We start from the raw sequence: 21114 nt of genomic DNA on the forward strand, positions 1-21114 counted from the left end.
GGGGGGGGGGGGGGGGGGGGGGGGGGGGGGGGGGGGGGGGGGGGGGGGGGCGCCCGGGGGGGGGGGGGGGGGGGGCGGGCCGGGGGCGCCCGGCGGGGGGGGGGGGGGGGGGGGGGGGGGGCCCCCCCCCCCCCCCCCACGTCGTCGTCGTCCCGTCCTACGACAGCGGCATGACCTTGCGATAGGTGAACACCGCGACCGCCGCGACCGCCACGTGCATCAGGAGCAGCGCCGACACGCCGATCGCGCCGCCGTCGCCGAAGAGCAGGAAGTCGGGCACGAAGGACACCACGACGAGGGCGGGCACCAGCCACCGCACGAGTGCCTGCGGGGCCTTCGCCACCTTGCGCAGGACGGCCCAGCCGACGGCTCCCGCGATCACGCCGACCGCCGTCAGAAAGACGTACGAGGACGCCTTCAGCGGCCGGAAGTCGTCCGGGGCGCCGGCGGCCAGGGCGAGCAGGGCGAGCACGGCGTCCGCCACGGACGCCACCACGACGGCGGCCACCACTGCGCCCACGACCACGAGCGGGCCCCGGCGGACGGCAACGGGTTCAGAGGCGACTGACATGACAACTCCAGGAAGGCTGCTGGGGGATGAGCCCCGAGGACGGGTGTGTTTGAAGAATCAAACAGTAGCTCGGCATGAGTCTGGCCGAATACATTTGAAATTTCAAGCGTAGGGTCGCACGGAGGCCCGGACCCCCGCGGCCGGGGCCCCTGAGGCCGGGGCCCCCTGAGGCCGGAGACCCCTGAAGCCGGGGGCCGGGGCGGTCAGGCCACCGTGTAGCCGAGCTGGCGCCGCATGAAGGGGGTCATGAGGGTCTTCGCCTTGGCCAGGGTGGAGGTGCGGGTACCGAGGACCGCCGTCTCGCCGCCCGGCACGGGCAGGACGGTCACCCCGTCGGCCGGGCCGAACGGCACGACGAGCGGGGTGCGGTGAACGGCGCGATAGGAGCGGGAGTTCTTCCCGTGCCTGCCCGAACCGCGCAGATAGGAACCGATGTTGTGGGCGGCGGTCTCCGCCTGGGAGAGGGCGGCGGGGGTGACCTTGAGCTCGTGGACGTCGTTCACGTCGCCCACCGCGAACACGTCCGGCCACCCCACGACCCGCAGCATCGCGTCGACCTTGACGTGCCCCGCGCCGTTCAGCCACTCGCCGTGCCCGGCCAGCCGCAGCCAGAGCGTGTTGGGCGTGGTGCCCGTCGCCCAGAAGGAGAGGTCGGCGGCGAGGACGGTGCCGCGGGCGTCGCGGTAGGTGCCGAAGTCGTTGCCGGGGGACATGAAGGATTCCAGCCGCACCTCCACCCCGTGGGCCTCCAGCCAGGCACGGGCCCGGCGGCCCGCGCGGGCACTGCCCGTGGAGTTCAGCAGCTCGGTCCCGGCGTGGGCGAGGGTGACCCGGGCGTCCGGGCGGGCGAGGCGGATCTCGGCGCTGAGCTCGACACCGGAGGGGCCACCGCCGACGACGAGGACGTGCCCGGCGGTGGCGATCTTCTGCTGGTGCCCGGCGAACGACTTGACCGCCTCCTCGGCGGTGCCCCCGGTGAACCGGGCCGGCTCCGGGTAGTCGGCGCCGGTGGCGATCACCAGGACGTCGTACGGCAGCCGCTCACCGGTGGCCAGCACGACCTCCCGCCCGGCGGTGTCGACACGGACCGCCTTGCCCCTGACCACCCTGCCGTTGCGCAGCAGCCGGTCGTACGGGATGAACGGGGTCACCGTCCACTCCGGACGCACACCGGCGCGCAAGGAGGCGATCCGGTGGAAGAAGACGTCCTTGCGGTCCACGAGCGTGACACTCGCCGTCGCGTCCAGCCGTTTCGCCAGGCGGACGCCCGCGTAACCGCCGCCTATCACCACTACGTTGCCGTCTCGCACAACGGATCTCCTGTACCGGGTGGGGGGATTCAGCGCGAGCGTAGCCCCTTGAAACCTAAAGCACCTTGGGGCTCTGTGCAGGTCCTGTGAAGGGTGCGGCACCGCTCCCTCGGCCGCTCACGGCGAACCGCCGGCCGGCACGGCACCGCCGTCCCGCAGGACTGGAAGGGCCGGTTCGCCGAGGCGTTCGACACCGAGTTCCGTGAGTGGATCGGCGCCGTCGCGGCCGGCGCCGAACCCACCGGTCCGTCCGCCTGGGACGGATACGCCGCCACCGTCATCACCGACGCCGCCGTCCGCTCGCTGGAGTCCGACGGCACGGTCGTCACCGTCGACATGAAGCCCCGACCCGCCTGCTACGGAGGTGCCGGGTGAAGATCGCCCTCGACCCGTACATGTTCCGGGCGCTGCCCATCGACGACATGGTGCGCACGGTGGCCGAACTCGGTTGCGAGTACATCGAGTTGTCGCCGCGCGAGGACTTCATGCCGTTCTTCCTGCATCCGCGGGCGGACGACGAGCGCGTCCGGGAGCTGAAGAACTCCCTTCGCACGCACGGCGTGAAGCCGTCCTCGGTGCTGCCCCTCTACAAGTGGTCCTCACCCGACGAGACCGAGCGGCAGGCCGCCGTCCGCTACTGGAAGCGGATGATCGAGATCACCGCGGACCTCGAATGCCCGCTGATGAACTCGGAGTTCAACGGCCGCCCGGAGCGCGCGGCCGAGAGCGAGGCCGCGTTCTGGCGCTCGCTGGAGGAGTTGCTGCCGCTCTTCGAGCGGGAGGGCATCGCCCTCGATCTGGAGGCCCATCCGTTCGACTTCTGCGAGGAGAACACACCGGCGGTGGACCTGGTCCGGGCGGTCGCAAAGCCCTGGGTGAACTACCTCTACTGCGCTCCGCACTCCTTCCATCTCTCGGGCGCCGACCCGACGGCGGACATCGCGGCCATGCTGCGCTACGCCGGCGACAAGCTCCACCACGTGCACATCGCGGACTCCTTCAACCACAAGGGTTCGTCCGGCCTGCGGTACATCCTCAACCCGCCCGGCACCACCGCGCGGATCCACCAGCACCTGGACATCGGCCAGGGAGAGGTCGACTGGGACGCGTTCTTCGGCACCCTGCGCGCGCTGGAATTCGACGGTGTCGCCACCGCGTGCGTCTTCGCCTGGGAGGAGCGCGCCCGGGAATCCTCCGCTTTCATGCGGGACCGGATCGCCAAGGAACTCGCGGTCTGATTCAGGGGAGACATCAGCCCGACCGCCGCACGGAAAAGTGCAGCAAGAGCCTTGCGGGGGAGCGCACCCTCACCCGGCAGGGCCCTTTCTGCTGCCCAGGAACACCCTCCCCACCAGGCAGAACGACCTACGGCGCGCCGGAGACCCGCGGCCGTCGTCGAGGGACCGGAGGGCCTGCACCGCCCTCGCGAGGGCAAGCCCCTCGCCTGAGCGACGGGCGCGGCGGCCGGGCGGGGGGAACCGCCCGGCCGCCGCGGCCGGGATCATGCCGGGGCCGGCCCGCTCGAACGGGCCCGCGTCCCGGCGGGGCCCGCCGCTACGACGGGGTGACGGCGTCGTGCGCCGTGGTGCGGCCCAGCCGCTGCCGGACCACGGCCACGACCACCACGCCCACGGCCACCAGGGTGGACAGGACGACCTGGTCGCGGCCGCCGCCCTCGGCCGTGTCGGTGAGCATGTAGCCCAGGACGAAGGTGATCAGGGCGATCGTGGCCCAGGTGAGGTAGGGGTAGAGCCACATCCTGACGACCAGCTTCTCCGGCGACTCCCGCTGGATGATCTTGCGCATCCGCAGCTGGGAGAAGCAGATCACCAGCCAGACGAACAGGGCGATCGCACCGGAGGAGTTGAGGAGGAACTGGAAGACCGTGTCGGGCCAGAGGTAGTTGAAGGCGACCGCGACGAAGCCGAAGACGACCGAGGCCAGGATGGCCGACCGGGGGACGCCGCGGTCCGTGGTCCGCCCGAAGGCCGCCGGGGCGTCACTGCGGCGGCCGAGCGAGAACGCCATGCGCGAGGCGGTGTACAGGCCGGAGTTGAGACAGGACAGCACGGAGGTCAGCACGATGGCGTTCATGATCTGGGCGGCGTGCGGGATGCCGATGGAGCTCAGCGCGGCGACGTACGAGCCGTCCTCGAGGATCGCCGGGTCGTCCCAGCGCAGCAGCGACACGACGATCAGGATCGAGCCCAGGTAGAACACCGCGATCCGCCAGATCACGCTGTTGGTGGCCTTGGTGACCGCGCCGCGCGGGTCCGAGGTCTCGCCGGCGGCCAGCGTGACGATCTCGCTGCCCATGAACGAGAAGACGACCATCAGGACGCCGGTGAGGATCGCCCCCGGTCCGTTCGGCAGGAAGCCGCCGTGCGCGGTGAGGTTGGAGAAGCCGCTCGCCGGGTGGTCCGAGCCGGGCAGCAGCCCGAAGATCGCGAGGCCGCCGATGACGATGAACGCGCCGATGGCGACGACCTTGATGCCGGCGAACCAGAACTCGAACTCGCCGTAGGAGCTGACCGAGACCAGGTTGGTGGCGGTGAGGACGACCATGACGATCAGCGCCCAGCCCCATTGCGGGACCGCGGGGATCCAGCCGGCCAGGATCTTGGCGCCGGCGGTCGCCTCGACCGCGAGGACGACGACCCAGAAGAACCAGTAGAGCCAGCCGATGGTGAATCCGGCCCAGCGGCCCAGCGCGCGGTCCGCGTAGGCGGAGAAGGAGCCGGACGTGGGGTTGGCCGCCGCCATCTCGCCAAGCATGCGCATGACGAGGACGACGAGGACGCCGACGAGGGCGTAGGAGACGAGGATGCCGGGGCCCGCGGCGGCGATGCCGGAGCCGGAGCCGACGAACAGGCCGGCGCCGATGACACCGCCGATGGCGATCATCGACAGATGGCGGTTCTTCAGGCCGGCCTGCAGGCCGGAGTCCGCCGGGTTGCCCGCGGCGGGGGCCGCCGGAGGCGTCTCGGAGGGAGCGGGGACAGGGGGACGTGTGGTCATCTCGACATCCGTGGAGGAGGGGACGGTGACGAGGCGCGAAATTAGTTCACTACGATCGAAAAGAACAAGACTTGTTTAAGTGTTCACCTTGCTCTATTTTGCAGGCAACCGCGGAACCCTCACTTCCGGGAGCCCTCTGTGCACCACACCGTGACCCCGCTCAGCAGGCAGTTAGGGTGGCGCCGTGGTGAATGCAGCGGGCAAGTTCGGGCCCTACGGCGGCGGGGACACCCGCCTCCGGTCCGGCGGGAGTCAGACGGGTTCGGACCTGGTCCGGTCCCGGGTCGCGCTGCGGGTGCGCCTGAAGTCCGTCGCGCCGGGTGACCGGCTGCCGGACGCCGGCGTCCTCGCCGAGGAGCTGGGGATCGGTGAGATCACCGTGCGCCGCGCACTGGAGGGGATGTGCCAGGACGGCCTCCTCGACCGGCGGCGGGGCCGGGCGGGCGGCACCTTCGTCGCCGCGGACTGGGACACCGTCGTCGCCCTGATGCACGACGCCGAGGAGGCGGCCGTACTGGACTCCTTCCACCTGCTCCTGGAGTGCGGTCTCGTCGCCCACGGTGCGGGCGAGGTCCCGGCCGCTCACCTCGACGGACTGCGCTCGCTCGTCGACGAGATGGACCTGGCCGACGACCCGGCACGGCTGGTCGAACTCGAGACACGCTTCCACCTCGACCTCGCGGAACTGCTCGGCGGCGCCGGAATCCGCGAGTTCGCCGCCGACCTGCTCGGCCGGCAGTGCCTGCTGGTGCCCGCCCCGGACCCCTCGGTGGTACGGGCCCGCAACCGCTGCCACGCCGATCTGCTCACCGAACTCGGCCGCGGCGCGATGGATCCGGCCGTGCGCGCCGTGAAGGACCACCAGCGGGTCCGCCCGGGCTGACGCCCGGCCGGCCCGGCCCGGCCCACGACCCCGCGCACCCCGGTGCGCGCCGCCCCACCGCACAAGGAGCTGTCGCCATGTCCGATCCAGGAGCCGTCGGCCCGCCGCCGGCGTCGGGCCCCGTCGGCGGCGCGCCCGAGCGCCTGCGCGGCGGCGTGCTCGGCATGGCGGACATCGCCGCCGCCACGATGGCCAACGTCGGCCCGGCCATGAGCTTCTTCTTCGGCTTCGCCTTCCTGGCCACCACCGCCGGTGTCGCGTCCCCGCTGACCATCGCCGCCGCGGGAGTCGCCGTCGCGCTGCTCGGGAACACCCTCGCCGAGTTCTCCCGGGCGCACCCCTCGGCCGGCAGCTTCATCACCTTCGTCGGCAAGACGTTCGGGCCGGTCAGCGCCGTGACCACTGCCCTGCTCGCCGGCCTCGGCTACATCATCGCGATGGCCTCGGTGATCGCGATCTCCGGCGGGTTCGTGCAGATCACCCTGCACCACTACACCGGCGTCGACCTGCCGTGGATCCTGTGGACGCTGCTGCTGACCGGGCTGGCGGTCGTGCTGATGCTGCGCGGGATCGTCGTCTCCACCAAATGGGCCGGCTACTTCTTCGGCGTGGAGATGCTGGTGCTGGTCGTGGTCTCGGTCGCCACGCTCGTCGAACACCGTGGCAGCCTCTCGGCCGCCCCGTTCCTGCCCGGCCACATCAGGCACGGCCTGAGCGGGCTGGCGGCCGGATTCCCGCTCGCCGTGTACCTGTTCATCGGCTGGGAGAACTCGGCGGCGCTGGCCGAGGAGACGGCCAACCCGCGGCGCAACGTCGGCCGCGCCGTGTTCTCCTCGGTCGCGATCATGACGGTGAGCTACATCCTCTTCTCCTACGCCACCGTGACCGGCTTCGACTACGACACGGCCCGGCTCGGCGACTCCCCCATCCCCTTCATCGACGTCGCCCACCACGCGCTCGGGGCGCTGGCGTTCGTCGCCTACCTCGGAGGACTGACCTCCACCCTCGGCGTGCTGATCGCCGGGATCAACTCGCAGGCCCGGCTGGTGTTCAACGCCGGGCGGGAGGGGCTGCTCCCGTCCTTCTTCGGATACGTCCACCCCACCCGCCGTACGCCGACCAACGCGATCGTCACCTTCACCGTCACCGCGCTGCTGATCATCGGCGGCTGGGGTCTCGGGCATCTGCTCGGGTCCGCCGGCGGCCCGATGGATCCGGTGGTCTTCTTCACCGAGTCCTCCAGCCTGGGCGCCATCCTGATCCTGCTGGTCTACCTCGCGTCCAACATCGCCCTGCCGCTGTACTACCGCAGATACCGTCCCCAGGAGTTCCGCACGGTCCGCCACCTGGTCCTGCCCGCGATCGGCGCCCTGGCCATCCTGGTCCCGCTCTACTACCTGGCCAAGCCCGGTCAGCCGGCGCCGTACAGCTGGTTCCCCTACGCGGCGGTGGCCGCGCTGCTCGGCTCCGTCGGCTACGCGACACTCCTGGTGCGCCGCGACCCGACCCTGGCCGAGCGGGTCGGCTCGGTCGTCGCCGACGCGGAGTGAGTCCGTCCGCCGGTCCTGCGTGGCGACCTACGTAGTTCTACGGACGCGGAGCGGGCCGGGCACGGGCCACGCTGGACCATGACCATTTCCAGCAGCCCAGCGGCCACCGACGGGAAACTGACCACCGCCTACGTGCTGACGGTGGCCGCTTCGGCCCTCACCCTCATCGGGCTCTACGTCATGGACTGGTTCCCGGAGAGCGTCTGGGGCGGCCAGTCGTTCCTCGACTTCCGTACCGAGCACCTGGCGGGCCGCGTCGGCGCCACCGAGCTGGAGTGGTGGGAGTCCCTGGGCGACACCTACTTCCTGATCGGATACCTCGTCCAGACGGCCGCCTTCGTGCTGCTGCCGTTCGTGGTGGCGCGGTACAACCGATGGCACTGGCTGTCGGCTCTCGCGGTGCTCGGGGCGGCCTGGCAGACGACCGGGCTGATCGGCGCCGCCGTCGTGAACACGACGCTCGCGCCCGCGCTGGGACCCGTCGCCGGGGTCCTGGCCCTCATCGGCTGGGGGCTCGCACGCTCCGCGGTGAACGAGTAGCGGACGAGGCGCCCACGTCCGCTCCGGGGCGACGGTAGACGTACGGCGGCGGATCCTGCGCGGCACCGGTGGCGGTGAGGGCGCGCAGGAGGCCGTGGTCGGGGGAGAGCGCGCACGCCGGGTCGGTGCGGGTGGCGTCGCCGGTGAGCGCGTACGCCTGACAGCGGCAGCCGCCGAAGTCCTCCTCGCGGCGGGGACAGGTGCCGCAGGGGCCGGTCATCCAGTCGGTGCCGCGGTAGCGGGCGAACGCCGGGGAACGGTCCCAGATCCAGGCGAGCGGACGGTCCCGGACGCTGGGCGGGTCCAGGTCCGGCAGGGAGGCGGCGGCCGGGCAGGGCAGCGCGGTGCCGTCGGGGGTGACGGTGAGGGAGACCGCTCCCCAGCCGCCCATGCAGGGCTTGGCGACACCGTCGAAGTAGTCGGGGACGACCCACACCAGGTCGAGCCGCCCGGCGAGCCGCTCGCGCCGGCGTTCCACGGTCTCCCGGGCGCGGGCCAGCTGCTCACGGGAGGGCAGCAGCGCGGTGCGGTTGAGCAGGCCCCAGCCGTAGAACTGGGTGTTGGCCAGCTCGACCCGGTCCGCGCCCCAGGTCTCGCCCAGGTCGATGAGGTCGCCGACGGCGTCCAGGTTGTCGCGGTGCAGCACGACGTTGAGACCGAGCGGGAGCCCGGCGGCGCGGACGAGGGCCGCGGCCCGTTCCTTGGCGGCGAAGGCGGAGGGGCGTCCGGCGATCCGGTCGTTGGCCCGGGGGTCGGCGTGCTGGACCGAGAGCTGGACGCTGCGCAGCCCCGCCGCGCGCAGTGCGGTGAGCCGCTCCTCGTCCAGGCCGGTGCCGCTGGTGACGAGCTGGGTGTAGATCCCGGCGGCCTCGGCGGCGGCGACGATCCGCTCCAGGTCGGGGCGCAGCAGCGGCTCGCCGCCGGAGAGATGGGTGTGGACGACGCCCAGCGCGGCGGCCTGGCGCAGGACGTCCGTCCACTCCTCGGTGCTCAGTTCGCCGGAGCGGCGGGCCAGTTCCAGCGGGTTGGAGCAGTACGGGCAGTGCAGCGGGCACGCGTGGGTCAGTTCCGCGAGCAGCGCCCAGGGGCGCGGCGGGTGGGCGGGCGTCCGGGGGACGGTCATGCGAGCCACCCCTCCCGGCGCAGCCGGTCGAGGAAGGCGGGCACCTCGGTGGCCACCGGGGCGCCCGGGTGACGCGCGGTGAGTTCGTCGACGATCCCGCGCACGGTGCGCGTGCCGTCGCACAGGCCGAGGATCTGCCCGGCGTGGCCCTCCAGGACGACCACTCTCTCGGGCAGGACCAGCAGGTCCGCGCCCCGCACCGGGTCGTGCCGCAGCATCAGGGCCGGGGCCGGCACCGGCCGCCACGGCCCCGCGCCCACGCCCCTCACCCCTCCCCCCGCCCACCACGACGCGCCACCCGACCGTCCGGTTCAGGTCGCGGTCGCCGGTCCGGATCCTCTGGGCGGTCGGGGGACGGCACGGGGGCGGTGTGGTGCTGGACCGCGTCGAGCAGGGACCACAGGATGTCGCACTTGAAGGTGAGGGCGGCCACGGCGCGTCCCTGGTCCTCGCGGGTGCGGGCCCACTCCAGGACGAGGGCGAGGGCCTCCGTGCTGTCGCGGCGGCCCTGGGAGACGCGGCCGCGGAAGTAGGCGAGCCCCTCCGGCGCGATCCACGCGTAGTGGCGTTCGAAGGCGTCGATGCGCAGCCGCATCAGATGGGGCGCGGTGAGCTCGGTGAGCGAGGCCGCGACGGCCTCCAGCGGAGGACGCAGGCGGCAGAAGTTGACGTAACCGTCCACCGCCAGCCGGACGCCCGGCAGGACGCGGTCGCCCGCGAGCAGGCCGCGGCGGTCCAGTCCGGCCGCCTCGCCGAGCCGCAGCCAGCGTTCGATGCCGCCCTCTCCCTCCGCGCGGCCGTCGTGGTCCTCGATGCGCCGCAGCCACATGCGGCGCAGCCGCGGGGAGTCCAGCTTCGCCGTGATCAGCGCGTCCTTGACCGGGATGTGCCGCTGGTAGTGGAAGCGGTTGGCGATCCAGGCCCGCACCTCCGCCGGGGACAGGTCGCCCTCGTGCATACGGACGTTGAAGGGGTGGCGGTCGTGGTACCGCTCCCGGGCCACCGCCCGCAGGCGGTCCTCGAACTCGGCGGGGCTCCAGGGTTCGGCCGGGGCCTTCCCGGTCCGGGGGGCGGGTGTCGTGGTCACAGCTCGATCACCAACTCGTCGTCGGCCACCTCGATGCCCAGGCGGGCGAGCCGTTTGTGCTGCGCCGCGGTGGGATCGACGAGGGGGTTCGTGTTGTTGAGGTGCGTGTAGTAGCAGCGGGCGGACAGGGTGGCGAGGATGCCGGCGGTGCCGCCCGGACCGTCGACGGGCAGATGGCCCATGCCGGTCGCGGTACGGAAGGAGATGCCGGCGCGGCGCGGCTCCTCGTCGTCCCAGAAGGTGCCGTCGACGATCACGCAGTCGGCCTCGGCGGCGACGCGGTGCAGGGCGTCGGACCAGATGGCGACGGCGGGGGCGTAGACCGCCGTCCGGCCGGTGGCCGGCTCGTACAGCCGCAGCGCCACCACCCAGGCGTCGTCCTCGGGGGCGTCGGCGGCGTACCGGGGGCGCTTGCCGGAGACGGGGACGGCGCTGACGCGGACGCCGCGGTCCGGCGGGCCGAGGGAGCGGGTGCCGTGGCAGGGCAGTTCTCGCCAGGTCAGGGCGGTGTAGGGGCCGAGCACCTCGCCGAGCCGCAGGCGGTCCTCCAGTGCGCCGCGGACCGGGGCCGTGGCGTGGATCTCCAGGGCGTCCGCCTCGCGCAGCCGGGCGATGCCCAGGGTGTGGTCGAGTTCGGCGTCGGTGAGGACGACGCCGGCGATCGGGGTCTGGCGGGGCCCGGGCCCGGGGTGGAGCGCCGGGTGGGCCTCGATCTGGTCGCCGAGGTCGGGGGTCGCGTTGACGAGGTACCAGCGGCCCTCCTCGGTGCGGACCGCCAGGGAGGCGTGGCGGCGGCGGCGCTCGGGATGCGCGCGTGCCCCGGAGCACCCGGGGCACGCGCAGTTCCACTGCGGGATGCCGCCGCCGGCCGCGGTGCCGAGCACCTGCAGCAGCATGGCGGCGGACTAGCGGGCGGAGAGGGAGTAGGCGGTGACCTCCAGCGCGGTGTCGACGACCGTGTACCCGGGCGTCTGCCACGTGGTCGGCTCGGTCCGCTCCGCCGTGGTCCCGGCCGGCCGCTGTGCCTGGGCCGGCTGCTCGGTGGTGTCGTTCATGGTGGGTGCCTTCCTTTCGAGGGAGGTGGGTTCACCCCTGCGCGGGATGCGTGCGGAGGGGAGTCACTTGAGGGTGATCCGCAGGATGCGGTCCCGGTTGTCGCCTCGGTCGGTCGTGCCGAGCCAGAGCTCGTCGGCGCCGGGCACCTTGGCTAGCGCCCGCAGCCGGCCGTAGGTGCCGTTGTAGTACGACTTCGCGGTGCCCACGGCCTTGCCGGTGCCGTCGATCGGCAGCGCCCACAGCCGCTGCCCGAGCAGCGTCGTGACGTAGACGACGTCCCGTTTGATCGCGATCTGGGCGGGCACGCCGCCCTGGTCGGGGTGCCAGACCTTCTTGGGGTTGGTCATGCCGGCCTTGGAGCAGGAGCCCTCGCAGGCGGGCCAGCCGTAGTTCCTGCCCGGCTCGACGAGATTGAGTTCGTCCCAGGTGTTCTCGCCGATCTCGGTCTCCCACAGCCTGCCGCGGCTGTCCCAGGCGAGGCCCTGCGGGTTGCGGTGGCCGAGGCTGTAGACGCGGGTGCCGAACGGGTTGCCGGGGGCCGCGGCACCGCTCTTGGTGATGCGCAGGATCTTTCCGTTGAGGGATTTCCTGTCCTGCGCGAGGTTGCGCTTCAGGGCGTCTCCGACGCTGACGTACAGATACCCGTCGGGGCCGAACGCGATCTTTCCGCCGTTGTGGTCGCCGCCCCGGGTGATTCCGCCGAGTACGACCTTGTAGTCACGGAGCGAGGTGCCGTCGAAGTGCATGCGCGCGACCCGGATGTCGGAGGCGGCCGTGTGGACGAAGAAGACGTCCTTGTCCGTGGTGCCGTTCCAGGTCGGTGAGGGGGCGACGCCCAGCAGGCCGCCCTTGCCCCCGCTCGGCGACGGGGGAACGGTGTGGGGGACCGTGCCCACCTTCTTCTTGGAGCCGTCGCCCGCCTGCAGCCATACGGCGGCGGTGAAGCGTTCGGTCACCAGGGCCTTCTTGCCGCCGGGCAGGAAGGTGATGGCCCAGGGCCGGGTCCACTGGCCGGAGAGCACGGTGGCGCCCGCCGGCGCCGCGCCGGCGCGGATGCTTCCCGCGTCGGCGGCGGCGGCCGACGCGGGCTGCAGCAGGCAGGCGCCGAGGACGGCGGTGACGGCGACGGCCGCGGCCCTGCCGGACCGGGCGCTATGCGGCGCCGGTCGCGTCGATCGTGACATTCCGAAGCCCTTCGTCTCGTGGGCCGACCGGCCGCACGGTGAAAGGAAGTGCGCCGCCGCATCGGTGACATGGGGAGGCCGGACCGTACGACGGCTTCGACTCCCTCAAGGAGTATTGGGGCCGGGGTTTCGCGCGGGCCACCGGAGATCGTCCATCCTGCTGACGGCGAGCGCGACGGCGACCGCGCCGACGGCCGAATACGTAGTCGGTTACGTGGTTCTACGGAGGCCCCTCTCCGCGCGGCCGTCTACGTTCGGGGAGTCGAACGGTGCGAGCGGTGTTGAGGGGACTGAGTGAGCGGCAACGCCCAAGGCGTGCGGGGCAGTTGGGTGGTGACCCTGCTGGTGGCGGGGAGTCTGCTGGCGGGGTGCTCGGCCCACGAGGCGGACGGCACGCCGTCCGCGAAGGGCGGTTCGTCCTCTCCCGGCTCCCCGGCCGCCACGGCGGCCCCCTCGGCCGGCGCGTCCCCGGCCTCCGCCGTCTTCACCCCCGATGCCTCCCTCGTCCCCCGGACCGCCGCCGACGGGCGTGTCCTGGCCGACTCCGTGGTGCTCGCCCCGGGCGACTGGGGCCGGGGTTTCGTCGCCCAGTCCCCGGCCGCGAGTGCCGCGGGCACCTGGGCCGTGCTGGACGACGCCTGCCGCTGGGAGCGGGAGAAGCTGCCGCACGGGGTGCTGGCCAGCTCGTCCCGCTACAGCATGCTCCCGGCAGGCGACGGCAGGGGCACGGTCAAGGTGACGGCCGCGGCCACCGTGCACGCCTCCGTCCTCGGCGCCGACGACCAGCTCGGCACCACGCTCGAGGAAGTGCTGCGGTGCCCGGAGCAGCAGCCGCGGAGCGACGAGCGGATCACGGGCCTGAACTCGCTCGGCACCCCCTTCGGCGCCCGCGAGCAGGAGTACGCCGACGACTCCGTCCTGGAGGCCGGCGAGTTCACCGGGAACGGCGGCTCCGCCCAGCCGTACCGGTGGATGGTCGCCCGGCTCGGCACGGTCGTCGTGGCCGTCTCGGTGACGGGCGCGAAGGGAAACACCGAGCAGGAACTCACCCAGCTGGGCGCGGACGCCCTGGCGAAGATGCTGGAGCGGATCCAGCAGCGGTTGAAGGGAAAGTGATGGAGCCGCTGCGCACCTCCGACCCCGCCAAGGTGGCGGGACACCGGCTCCTCGGGCGGCTCGGCGCGGGCGGCATGGGCGTGGTGTACCTGGCCCGCTCGGCCGGCGGAACCCTGGTCGCGCTGAAGGTGATCCAGGCGGAGTACGCCGAGGACCCCGGCTTCCGGGAGCGGTTCCGGCGCGAGGCGGACACGGCGCGCCGGATGACGAGCCCGTGGGTGGCGTCCCTCGTGGACGCGGATCCCGAGGCGGCGCAGCCCTGGCTGGCGACCGTCTTCGTGCCGGGTCCCTCGCTCGCCGAGGCCCTGGCCGCGCACGGGCCGCTGCCGGCGCGGAGCCTGAGGGTGCTGGGGGCGCGGCTCGCCGAGGCCCTGCGGGACCTGCACGCGGTCGGTCTCGTGCACCGGGACGTCAAGCCGGGCAATGTGCTGCTGGCGCTCGACGGTCCACGGCTGATCGACTTCGGTGTGGCCCGCGATCCCGAGGACACCTCGCTCACGTCGACCGGTGTCGTGGTCGGCACGCCCGGATTCCTCTCCCCGGAGCAGGCCGGGGGCGGGCGGGAGACGGGCCCGGCCGGTGATGTCTTCTCGCTGGGCTGTGTGCTGGCGTACGCGGCGACCGGCCGCCCTCCCTTCGGCACCGGTTCGCTCGACGCGCTGCTGTACCGCACGGTGCACGACGCGCCGGACCTGGAGGGTGTCCCGGCGGAACTCGCCGAGGTGGTGGGCGGCTGTCTGGAGAAGGACCCGGAGCTGCGGCCCACGGCCGGGGCACTGGCGGAGTCCCTTGCCGCCGCCCCGCCCGCCTCGCCCCCCGACCCGCGCGAGGCCCTGCGGGCGGTGCGCCCCGCGGCCCCGGACCGGCCCGCCGAGCACCGTCCGGCACCCGGGGACGAGGCGAGCAAGGACACGGCGCCCGGGAACCAGGCGGCCCAGGGCACGGCCGCCGAGGGCCAGGCGGCCCAGGGCACGGCGCCCGCGGGCCAGGCAGTGGAGGACGAGGCGTCCGGCGAAGGCGTCTGGTTGCCCGAGCCGTTGGTCCGGCTGATCGCCGAGCGGTCGGCGGCCGGACTGGCCCTGCCCGGTGCCGACGAGACCGAGATCGACGCCGCGTCCGCCGGCACCGCTCCGGCGGACACCGCGGCCGCGCCGCCGCCGGGCCGTTCCCTCGGCAGACGCCGCTTCCTCCTCGCCGGGGGCGCGACGGCGGTCACCGCGGCGGGTGGCCTGGCCGCGTGGGCGGCGCTGGCCGGTGACGGCGGGAACGACGACCCCGCCCCGAAGGCCACCGGCCCCGTGCACACCGTCGGCCTGCACGCCGACCTGAGCGGGGACCAGAAGGCGGTCGGCCGGGCGCAGGAGCGGGGGCTGCGGCTCGCGGTGGACGAGTTCAACTCGCGTGGGAACAAGCCGTTCACGCTCGCTGTGAAGACGGTGGACGACGGAGGCGACCCGGACCGGGCACCCGAGGTGGCGAAGCGGCTCGTCGCCGACCGGTCCGTGCTGGCCGTGATCGGTCCCACCACGGACGCCACCGCCCTGGCCTGCCTGGCGCCGTACGACGCCGCGTCACTGCCCCTGATCGCGGTGTCCCCCGGCGCCACCGTGCTGGGCGTGATGGGCAGCCGGTCCTTCCTCCACGCCCGGGTCACGGACACGATCCTGCCGTTCTATCTGAACGCGTACCTGCGCGGCACCGCGAAGGCGCGCACGATCGGGATCGTCGACGACCGGGCGGCGGACGCCCACGCCTGGGAGATCAGCAGTACGCTCGCCCGGATCCTCAGGGACGACCGGCAGCCGGCCGTGCCGAAGGTGGTCAGCGCGCTGCGGACCGACTTCGCGCCGACCCTTGACGCTCTGCTCGACGGGGGCGCCGACTCCGTGGTCTTCGCCGGCTACCACGACCGGGCCGCGCTGCTGGCCCGGGAACTGAGCAACCGTGACTTCCCGGGCGCCCGGGCCGCCGCCCAGGGGGTGCTCGACGCCCGGTTCCTGTCCGCCGCCGGGGACGCCGCCGAGGGCTGGGCGATCGTCGCCCCGGTCATGGACGCCACCGCGGCGCCCGAGGCGAAGGCGTTCACGGCCGCGTACCGCGAGCGTTTCGGCGCGGAGCCGGAGCGGTACGCCGTCGAGACCTACGACGTGGCGCAGCTCGTCCTGAAGGGTCTGGGCTCGCTGACCGCCGGACGCCGTACCCGGCAGAACCTGACGACGGCGCTGCGCTCGGCCACGTACAAGGGGATCAGCCGGAACCTCGCGTTCGACAGGACGACCGGCGCGCTGGTCGTCGACGGCAGCGGGGTCCACCTGTGGAAGGTCACCGGCGGGCGGTTCGCGTACCAGGGCGTGGCGCCGTACCAGGTGTCCGCCTGAGGGGGCGTAGATGGAGCCGTTGCGCGGCGCGGACCCGGCCCGGATCGCGGGTTACCGGCTGCTGCGCCGGCTGGGCGCGGGCGGCATGGGTGTGGTGTACCTGGCCCGAACCACGGCGGGTTCGCTCGCCGCGCTGAAGGTGATCCGTGCCGGGCACGCGGACGATCCGGGGTTCCGGGCCCGCTTCCGCCGCGAGGTGGAGACCGCGGGCCGGGTCGCGAGCCCCTGGGTGGTGCCGCTGCTCGACGCGGACCCGGACGCGTCCTCGCCCTGGCTGGCCACGGCGTTCGTGCCGGGCCCCTCGCTGGCGGAGGCGGTCGAGGAGTGCGGGCCGCTGCCGTACGGGACCGCCCGTGTGCTGGGCGCCCGTCTCGCCGAGGCGCTGGACGCGGTCCACGGGGCGGGGCTGGTGCACCGGGACGTCAAGCCCGGCAACGTGCTGCTCGCGGTCGACGGGCCCCGGATGATCGACTTCGGTATCGCCCGGATGCCGGAGGACACCGCGCTCACCGCCAGCGGCATGGTGGTCGGCTCGCCCGGGTTCCTCTCCCCCGAACAGGCCCGGGGCAGGGGCCGGGAGATCGGCCCGCCCAGTGACGTCTTCTCACTCGGCTGTCTGCTGGCGTACGCCGTGACGGGCGAACGCCCCTTCGGCGGGGGCTCCGCGGCCGACATGCTGATGCGTACGGTCCACGACGAGCCGGAGCTGGACGGCGTACCGGAGCCGCTGCTGCCGCTGCTGCGCGCCTGTCTGGCGAAGGAGCCCGCGGCCCGCCCGGCCGTGGCGGACCTCCGGCGGACGCTGGAGGGGGCGCAGCCCTACGGCGACGCCTGGCTGCCGGGGTCCCTCACCCGTCTGATCGCCCGCCGTTCGGCCGCCGTCCTCGCCCTGCCCGACGTCGAGGCGACCGAGGTGACGGCGGTACCCGGCGGGCCCGCGACGGTCGTCGATCCCGTCCTCGGGCCGAAACCGGCACGGCGCCGGTTCCTGGTGCTGGGCTCGGCCGCCGGAGTCCTGGCGGCGGGGGGTACGGCGGCCTGGTGGAGTACCGGCCGCCCCGGCGGCTCCCCGGCCCGGGGCGGGGACAGCGAGCGCGAACGGCTGACCCTCGCCCTGCACGCCGATCTGAGCGGCGCCGGCCGTACGAGCGGCCGCGCACAGCACAACGGCGTCCGGCTCGCCGTCGACCACCTCAACTCCCGTGCGGGCCGCGGCTTCGACCTGGCGCTCCGGGTGCACGACGACGCGGGCGGCACCGCCCGGGCGCGGCAGGTCGCCCGGCGGCTGGCGGCCGACGAACAGGTCCGCGCGGTGATCGGGCCGACCACCGACGCCTGCGCGCGGGCCACCCTCGGCCTCTACCAGCAGGCGCTGCTCCCGATGGTCTCCGTGTCGGTCGGCCTCGACGCGGTGTCCGCCGTCACCTACCGGGTGTACGCCGCCACCCGTCCCCCGGACGCGAACCTCGCGGCCCCCCTGGTGGCGTACCTCGTCCGCACCGCCGGGGCCCGCCGGACGGTGCTGGTCGACGACGCGGCCGAGGGCGACTTCAGCTGGACCGTCTGCGCGGGCGTCGCCGAGGCCGTGCGGTCCGGGCGGCACACCACGGTCCGTCGCACCCTCGCCGCCGACGACGACTCCGACGGCGCGTTCCGCGCCGTCGCCGATGCGGTGACGGACGCCGGAGCGGACGCGGTGGTGTTCGGCGGCGGGTACGCGCGCGCGGCACGGCTGGCCCGGGCGCTGCGCTCCGCCGGCTTCACCGGCGCGCGACTGGCCACCCAGCGCGCCCTCGACCCGCGCTTCCTCACCTCGGCGGGCGACGCCGCCGACGGCTGGGTCTTCTCCACCGCCTTCCTCGACCCGGCCCGGGTGGCGGCCGCGAAGTCCTTCGTCTCCGCGTACCGCGCCCGCTTCGGCACCGCCCCGCCGCCGTACTCGGCCGAGGCCTACGACGCGACCCTGTTCGTCGGCCGCGCCCTGACCTCGCTGGGCGCGGCGCACGCCGAACGGGGCGCGATCGTGGGCCGGTTGCGGGAGACCGACTACCGGGGCATCACCAAGCGGCTGCGCTACACGGGGTCGAGCACCCGCTACACCATGGACGCCCTGTACCTGTTCCGGGCCGCCTCCGGCGACTTCCGTTACCTCGGCCAGTACAAGGACGCCACGTCCTGAGCGGGCGGGGTCAGGCCGCCAGCCGGGGCTCCTCGAACTGCGTGCGGTGCAGTTCGGCGTACCGGCCGCCCGCCGCGAGGAGCTGGTCGTGGGTGCCGCGCTCGACGATGCGGCCGGACTCGACGACGAGGATCTGGTCGGCGGCGCGCACGGTGGACAGGCGGTGGGCGATGACGACGGCGGTGCGGCCGGTCAGCGCCTCGGTGAGGGCCTCCTGGACGGCCGCCTCGGAGGTGTTGTCGAGGTGGGCGGTGGCCTCGTCCAGGATGACGACGCGCTGGCGGGCCAGGAGGAGCCGGGCGATGGTCATGCGCTGGCGTTCCCCGCCGGAGAGCCGGTAGCCGCGTTCGCCGACGACCGTGTCGAGGCCGTCGGGCAGGGAGCGCACGAGGTCGTCGAGGCGGGAGCGGCGCAGCGCGTCCCACAGGTCCTCCTCGGTGGCCGCGGGGCGGGCGAGCAGCAGGTTGGCGCGGACGGTGTCGTGGAAGAGGTGGCCGTCCTGGGTGACCATGCCGAGGGTGGCCCGCAGGGAACCGGCGCTCAGGTCGCGGACGTCGATGCCGCCGATGCGGACGGCACCGGCGTCGACGTCGTAGAGGCGCGGCAGGAGCTGGGCGACGGTCGACTTGCCGGCGCCCGAGGAGCCGACGAGGGCGACGGTCTGGCCGGGTTCGGCGCGGAAGGAGATGCCGTGCAGGACCTCGGTGCCGCCGCGGGTGTCGAGGGAGGCGACCTCCTCCAGGGAGGCGAGGGAGACCTTGTCGGCGGACGGGTAGCCGAAGCGGACGTCGTCGAACTCGACGGACACCGGCCCCTCGGGGACCTCGCGGGCGTCGGGCTTCTCCTCGATGAGCGGTTTCAGGTCGAGTACCTCGAAGACCCGCTCGAAGCTGACCAGGGCGCTCATCACCTCGACGCGGGCTCCGGCGAGCGCGGTGAGCGGGGCGTACAGGCGGGTCAGCAGCAGGGCGAGGGCGACGACGGCGCCCGGTTCCAGGGTGCCTTCGAGGGCGAGCCGGCCGCCGAGGCCGTAGACGAGGGCGAGGGCCAGGGCGGAGACGAGCGTCAGGGCGGTGAGGAAGACCGACTGGGCGGTGGCCGTGCGGACGCCGATGTCCCGGACGCGGGCGGCGCGTGCCTCGAACTCGGCCGACTCCTCCTCGGGGCGCCCGAAGAGCTTGACCAGGGTGGCGCCGGGTGCGGAGAACCGCTCGGTCATCCGGGTGCCCATCGCCGCGTTGAGGGCGGCCGCCTCCCGCTGCATTCCGGCCATCCGGCGGCCCATGCGCCGGGCCGGGATCACGAACACCGGCAGCAGCGCCAGCGCGAGCAGGGTGACCTGCCAGGACAGGGTGAGCATGACGGCGAGGGTGAGCAGCAGGGTGACCAGGTTGGAGACCACGCCGGAGAGGGTGTTGCTGAACGCCCGCTGCGCGCCGATCACGTCGTTGTTGAGACGGGAGACGAGCGCCCCCGTACGAGTACGCGTGAAGAACGCGACCGGCATTTTCTGCACATGATCGAACACGGCCGTGCGCAGATCGAGGATGAGCCCCTCCCCGAGCGTCGCCGAGAGCCTCCTGCCCAGGATGCCCAGCGCCGCCTCCGACACCGCGATGAGCGCGATGAGCAGCGCGAGCCGCACCACCCGGTCGGGATCGCCGTGCGACACGATCGCGTCGACGACCCACCCGGCGAGCACGGGGGTGGCGACGGCGAGCAGCGCCGTCACCACCCCGAGCACGACGAACAGGGCCATCCGGCGGCGGTGCGGCCGCGCGAACGCGCCGATGCGGCGCAGCGTGGCGGGGTCGAAGGGGCGGCGTTCCTGCTGGGAGTTCATGACGCTGTACAGCTGCGTCATGGCGATGGCGTCCATGCTCATGGGAGCGACCGTAGGACCTCGACCGCCCTTGAGGTCAATGCCGGCCCCCCGTCCCCTCGTCCGAGTGCTTCCCCGAAGGACCCGATGACCGTACGTAATGCGTTGTCCCCGCTTCCGCAACCCGCTGTTGGCGCCGCGCGGACAACCTCTCCCCCTGTGACAGCGGTCCCGCTCCCCTCGCTCCCCCGGCGTCTCCCCGTCCGCCGGATCCTGTGCCTGCTGCCGGTCCTGCTGGTCGGCGTGGTCGCGGTGCGGCACCGTTCGGTGCTCGCCGAGGGCTTCGGCCATCTGCGGACGGCTCAGTGGCCCTGGCTGCTGGCCGCTGCCGGGGCGACCGGTCTGACGTGGGTGGCCGCGGCCGTCACCCGGCAGGGTGCGGTGGTGCAGCGGCTGCCCCGGATCAGGCTGCTGGCCACGCAGTTCGCGGCGGGCGCGGCCAACCATCTGCTGCCGACGGGCCTCGGCGCGAGCGCGGTCAACCTCCGCTTCATGACGGTGTGCGGGGTGCCGCTGGCCCGTTCCTCCGCGGCGCTCGCGCTGTATCTGCTGGCGGAGGGCGTGGCCCGGGTGGGTCTGCTGGCCGCGCTGCTGCTGGCCTTCCCCGGCGCGCTGCGGTTCGGTTCCCTGCTCCCCGAGGGGTCGCTGGCCCCGCTGCTGGCCGCGGTGGCGGCGGCCCTCCTGGCCGCGACGGGTGCCCTGGTCCTCGTACGGCGGCTGCGGACGGCCGTGTCGTCGTTCCTGCGCACGGCCCTGTGCGAGGCCCGCTCGGTGCACACCTGCCCCTCCCGGGCGCTGGCCCTGTGGGGCGGCTCCCTGGCGTTCCCGGTGCTGCAGGCGGCCGGACTGGCCGCGGTCGGGCGGGCGTTGGGGCTGCCGGTCCCGCCGGCGCACATGGCGGTCGCCTATCTCGCGGCGACGGTGGCGGTCGCCCTGGTCCCCACCCCGGGCGGCATCGGGTCGGTGGAGGCGGCCCTGATCGTGGCCCTGGTCGCGGCGGGCGGCCCGGTGGCGACGGCGACGGCGGTGGTCGTCACCTACCGCGTCATCACCGTGTGGCTGCCGCTGGTGCCGGGGGCGGTGACGCTGGGGGCGCTGGTGCGGTGGAAGGTGATCTGAGAACGCAGGCCGGTCCACGGGCACACGGTGACCCGGGTGACACGTGCCCGAAAGACGTCGTCGGGGCAGGTGCGCGGGTGCTGACCACCCGGCACCATGCGGCAGGATGAACGGTCGT

General features: G+C 73.7%; 18 protein-coding genes and 1 pseudogene. 9 read left to right on the forward strand and 10 right to left on the reverse strand.

What is annotated here, in order from left to right; translation table 11 throughout:
• Window positions 1-157: 157 nt before the first annotated feature.
• Both ACFY30_RS35865 and ACFY30_RS35870 read right to left on the reverse strand, forming a co-directional pair.
• Entirely contained in the window at window positions 158-571 is a 414-nt protein-coding gene (locus tag ACFY30_RS35865) for a DUF6069 family protein (protein WP_390849320.1), read from the reverse strand.
• A 203-nt stretch (window positions 572-774) separates the two neighbouring features.
• Window positions 775-1881 (reverse strand): NAD(P)/FAD-dependent oxidoreductase, encoded by a 1107-nt coding sequence (locus tag ACFY30_RS35870; RefSeq protein ID WP_390849321.1) that lies wholly within the window; start codon window positions 1879-1881, stop codon window positions 775-777.
• 123 nt (window positions 1882-2004) lie between these two features.
• Between ACFY30_RS35870 and ACFY30_RS35875 the strand changes: the two are divergent.
• Window positions 2005-2256: pseudogene (locus tag ACFY30_RS35875) on the forward strand (inositol 2-dehydrogenase); the annotation flags it as partial.
• A complete protein-coding gene (locus ACFY30_RS35880; RefSeq protein ID WP_390849322.1) occupies window positions 2253-3119 on the forward strand; it encodes a sugar phosphate isomerase/epimerase family protein in 867 nt (288 codons plus the stop codon). The pseudogene ACFY30_RS35875 and the gene ACFY30_RS35880, both read left to right, overlap by 4 nt.
• A gap of 316 nt (window positions 3120-3435) precedes the next feature.
• On the opposite strand, the gene ACFY30_RS35885 is transcribed toward ACFY30_RS35880, so the two are convergent.
• Entirely contained in the window at window positions 3436-4899 is a 1464-nt protein-coding gene (locus ACFY30_RS35885; protein ID WP_390849324.1) for an amino acid permease, read from the reverse strand.
• Window positions 4900-5083: 184 nt separating this feature from the next.
• Here ACFY30_RS35885 and ACFY30_RS35890 point away from each other — a divergent pair, with 184 nt between their 5' ends.
• The 3 genes from ACFY30_RS35890 to ACFY30_RS35900 all read left to right on the forward strand — a co-directional run bounded on the left by ACFY30_RS35890 (window position 5084) and on the right by ACFY30_RS35900 (window position 7872).
• A complete protein-coding gene (locus ACFY30_RS35890) occupies window positions 5084-5782 on the forward strand; it encodes a FadR/GntR family transcriptional regulator (protein WP_390849326.1) in 699 nt (232 codons plus the stop codon).
• 77 nt (window positions 5783-5859) lie between these two features.
• Window positions 5860-7332: an APC family permease gene (locus tag ACFY30_RS35895; RefSeq protein WP_390849327.1), complete on the forward strand. Its 1473-nt coding sequence runs from the start codon at window positions 5860-5862 to the stop codon at window positions 7330-7332.
• A gap of 78 nt (window positions 7333-7410) precedes the next feature.
• The gene (locus tag ACFY30_RS35900; RefSeq protein ID WP_390849329.1) at window positions 7411-7872 is read left to right on the forward strand and encodes a hypothetical protein; all 462 of its coding nucleotides are present in this window, start codon (window positions 7411-7413) and stop codon (window positions 7870-7872) included.
• Here the strand turns inward: ACFY30_RS35900 and pqqE are convergent.
• From pqqE to ACFY30_RS35930, 6 genes are all read right to left on the reverse strand, one after another.
• On the reverse strand, window positions 7832-8995 hold the full coding sequence (gene pqqE / locus ACFY30_RS35905; RefSeq protein WP_390849330.1) for a pyrroloquinoline quinone biosynthesis protein PqqE: 1164 nt from the start codon (window positions 8993-8995) through the stop codon (window positions 7832-7834). The two genes, ACFY30_RS35900 and pqqE, sit on opposite strands and share 41 nt — an antisense overlap.
• Window positions 8992-9213: a pyrroloquinoline quinone biosynthesis peptide chaperone PqqD gene (gene pqqD / locus ACFY30_RS35910; RefSeq protein WP_390849431.1), complete on the reverse strand. Its 222-nt coding sequence runs from the start codon at window positions 9211-9213 to the stop codon at window positions 8992-8994. The genes pqqE and pqqD overlap by 4 nt, the downstream gene beginning before the upstream one ends.
• A 47-nt stretch (window positions 9214-9260) precedes the next feature.
• A complete protein-coding gene (gene pqqC / locus ACFY30_RS35915) occupies window positions 9261-10082 on the reverse strand; it encodes a pyrroloquinoline-quinone synthase PqqC (protein WP_390849331.1) in 822 nt (273 codons plus the stop codon).
• A complete protein-coding gene (pqqB, locus tag ACFY30_RS35920; RefSeq protein ID WP_390849332.1) occupies window positions 10079-10978 on the reverse strand; it encodes a pyrroloquinoline quinone biosynthesis protein PqqB in 900 nt (299 codons plus the stop codon). Before pqqB ends, pqqC begins: the two co-directional genes overlap by 4 nt.
• A gap of 9 nt (window positions 10979-10987) precedes the next feature.
• Window positions 10988-11137 (reverse strand): pyrroloquinoline quinone precursor peptide PqqA, encoded by a 150-nt coding sequence (pqqA, locus tag ACFY30_RS35925; protein ID WP_390849333.1) that lies wholly within the window; start codon window positions 11135-11137, stop codon window positions 10988-10990.
• A 63-nt stretch (window positions 11138-11200) separates the two neighbouring features.
• Complete coding sequence (locus ACFY30_RS35930; protein WP_390849334.1) at window positions 11201-12322, reverse strand: PQQ-dependent sugar dehydrogenase; 1122 nt, start codon at window positions 12320-12322, stop codon at window positions 11201-11203.
• A 294-nt stretch (window positions 12323-12616) separates the two neighbouring features.
• Between ACFY30_RS35930 and ACFY30_RS35935 the strand changes: the two genes are divergently transcribed.
• From ACFY30_RS35935 to ACFY30_RS35945, 3 genes are read left to right on the forward strand one after another with little or no spacing between them, the layout of a single operon-like run.
• Complete coding sequence (locus tag ACFY30_RS35935; protein WP_390849335.1) at window positions 12617-13438, forward strand: hypothetical protein; 822 nt, start codon at window positions 12617-12619, stop codon at window positions 13436-13438.
• Window positions 13438-15816 carry a bifunctional serine/threonine-protein kinase/ABC transporter substrate-binding protein gene (locus tag ACFY30_RS35940; protein ID WP_390849336.1) on the forward strand — a complete coding sequence of 793 codons (2379 nt, stop codon included), beginning with the start codon at window positions 13438-13440 and terminating at the stop codon, window positions 15814-15816. Before ACFY30_RS35935 ends, ACFY30_RS35940 begins: the two co-directional genes overlap by 1 nt.
• A gap of 10 nt (window positions 15817-15826) precedes the next feature.
• On the forward strand, window positions 15827-17995 hold the full coding sequence (locus ACFY30_RS35945) for a bifunctional serine/threonine-protein kinase/ABC transporter substrate-binding protein (RefSeq protein WP_390849337.1): 2169 nt from the start codon (window positions 15827-15829) through the stop codon (window positions 17993-17995).
• 10 nt (window positions 17996-18005) lie between these two features.
• On the opposite strand, the gene ACFY30_RS35950 is transcribed toward ACFY30_RS35945, so the two are convergent.
• The gene (locus tag ACFY30_RS35950; protein WP_390849432.1) at window positions 18006-19874 is read right to left on the reverse strand and encodes an ABC transporter ATP-binding protein; all 1869 of its coding nucleotides are present in this window, start codon (window positions 19872-19874) and stop codon (window positions 18006-18008) included.
• A 162-nt stretch (window positions 19875-20036) separates the two neighbouring features.
• Between ACFY30_RS35950 and ACFY30_RS35955 the strand changes: the two genes are divergently transcribed.
• A complete protein-coding gene (locus ACFY30_RS35955; RefSeq protein ID WP_390849338.1) occupies window positions 20037-20996 on the forward strand; it encodes a YbhN family protein in 960 nt (319 codons plus the stop codon).
• The last annotated feature ends 118 nt before the right edge of the window (window positions 20997-21114 follow it).

It is taken from the genome of Streptomyces sp. NPDC000345, assembly GCF_042898825.1.
Lineage (GTDB): Bacteria > Actinomycetota > Actinomycetes > Streptomycetales > Streptomycetaceae > Streptomyces.